The organism is Mycobacterium sp. SMC-21, from assembly GCF_045310825.1.
Taxonomy (GTDB): domain Bacteria; phylum Actinomycetota; class Actinomycetes; order Mycobacteriales; family Mycobacteriaceae; genus Mycobacterium.
On record NZ_JBJIAO010000088.1, the window covers coordinates 1 to 2,233 of the forward strand.

The 2,233-nt window shown below is 64.5% G+C and carries 1 protein-coding gene; it reads right to left on the reverse strand.

Translation table 11 applies throughout. The features are described from left to right. Positions 1–118: 118 nt before the first annotated feature. A complete protein-coding gene (ltrA, locus tag ACJH6H_RS29620; protein WP_234785480.1) occupies positions 119–1,543 on the reverse strand; it encodes a group II intron reverse transcriptase/maturase in 1,425 nt (474 codons plus the stop codon). Positions 1,544–2,233 lie beyond the last annotated feature (690 nt).

Consider the following 2,233-nt stretch of genomic DNA (forward strand, 5'->3'; position numbering starts at 1 on the left):
GGTCGGTGAAAGTCGGCCCGGGACGCGGTGACAACCGTTGGGGCTGTTCCGTTTTCCCGGGCCGCTTCCCGAACCCGGCGTGCACCTTTCAATGCACCGGGCTCTCCACAAGACCCGGTCAGGCTGCTGTGGTGTCCTCCTCGTCGGTCGGCCAGGGCGAGGGAATGACCGCACCGCGGTAGCGGTAGCGGGTCGTGCCGATCTTCTCCAGATCGATCAGCACACGGTCCTCGGTGGCTGGCCACCAGCCGCCGCCGCAATATTGGCGGCGCAGGTCTTTCCAGGTCGACTTGCGGTGTTTTCGTCGGAGCCAGCGCCACACCGTCTGCCACGTGTAGTGACTGAGGTAGGAGAAGGTCGCCGAGGACACCCCGGCCCGGAAATAGCCCGCCCATCCCTGCAGCGTCGCGTTGATGCGGCGCAGCAGGTCATCGAGCGGCTGGTTGAGTTCAACTGTTCGGCGCAGCGTCTTGATCTTCCGTTTGACCGCCAACACGGCCTTCGTGGACGGATGAACATAGACGTAGCTGCAGCTGGTGCCCCGCTTGCGGCGACGCTGGATGCGCCACCCGAGGAAGTCCAGCCCCTCGTCGATATGGGTGATCAGGGTCTTGTCCGGTGCCAGACGCAACCCCATCGTCGCCAACACGGCGGCGATGTCCTCCTGTAGTGCTTCGGCGTGGGCTCTGGTGCCCCGCACCATCAGACACCAGTCGTCGGCATAGCGGACCAGCCGAAAGTTCGGCTGCCCGTGACGAAGTCGTCGAGCGCGCTCAACCGAGCCGGTAGCCGGACCACCCGGCAACCCGGCAATGTGTTCATCGAGCACCGACAACGCCACATTGGCCAACAGCGGCGAAAGAATCCCACCCTGCGGAGTTCCGGCGGTGCTGTCCGCCAGCAGGCCGTCCTCGGTGAGGATGCCCGCCTTGAGGAACGCCTTCACCAACCCCAAGACACGGTTGTCACCGACGCGTCGACGCACCCGCCCCATCAGAGCGGTGTGGTCGATCTCATCGAAACAGGCCTTGATGTCTCCCTCAACAACCCAGTCATAACACCGGGGACGTGTTGCGAGATAACGCACTTCGGCCACCGCATCATGAGCGCGGCGCTTCGGACGGAAACCGTAGGAACACGGCAGGAAATCCGCCTCAAAGATCGGCTCCAACACCAACTTCAACGATGCCTGGACCACCCGATCGGCCACGGTGGGAATCCCCAAGCGGCGCAACGCACCACCGGTCTTGGGGATCATCCGCTCGCGCACCGGCAACGGGCGGAAACTGCGGTCCTTCAACTGCGACCGCAGTTCATCGAGGAACACCTCGATGCCCTGCCCGGCAGTGATGGACGACGCGGTGCGCCGATCCACCCCGGCCGTGGCGGCACCCTTATTCCCGCTGACCCGATCCCACGCCACCAACACGAACGCGGGATCGGCGACGAGGTTGAACAGATCGTCGAACCGGCGATCAAGATCATCGCGTGCCCAACGGTGCAGCTTGGTCTGGATCTTCAGTACCCGTTGCCGCGCCAGCATCAGCGCCAACTCCAGCTCGTCGGTATTCACCGGCGACATAACTTCCTCTCCTGACCTTCCAGTTTCCGCACTGCATGTCTTGCTGGCCCCCTTCGCCCTGTGACCGCCTTTCTCGGTCTCCACGACGGGCACGTCACCGCCCGCGACTACTACGAGGCCTCCGCCCCACCCTGAAATGCGGTTCCTTGACTCCGAACCCGAGTCGTCACACCCGCCCCGACTGGCTGCCGGAAACGAAATGAGCGGTCCCGCAGGGTGGTTCCCACGTTCACCAGGTCATCGATTGGTCAGGGAGGCGCCCAGCTCTACTCCGGCAGCATCGCCACGGCTACGCCGCAGGCCTTCACCGTGGCCTCCCCACCGCTGGAACTAAACGGCTTCGGAGTCAAACCCCACCCGCTCGGGTTCGTGCACTGCACACCGGCCCATATCCACCAGATTGGAGCCGGCTTCGCGGTTACGGAGCGTCTGACACTGGTTCGCTTACGCTGCACCTTCTGACCTTGCTCGACAAGCCCGCACCGTCTGGCAGTGCCGGCACGGCTTGCCTTCTCGGGACCGCTTGCCACCGATCACCGTCGTTCCCGGCGATCGGCTGCCCCGATGCTTCCTCAGGCCGCTGCGACGACCCGAAGGAGACGGTCTCTCACCGCCTCTCGATATACCCAGCGCCTCGTGGCGCACAGCTCC

Coding starts and splice junctions, on each gene's coding strand:
- ltrA (WP_234785480.1), bottom strand. CDS start 1,543: ATGCTGGCGCGGCAACGGGTACTGAAGATCCAGACCAAGCTGCACCGT.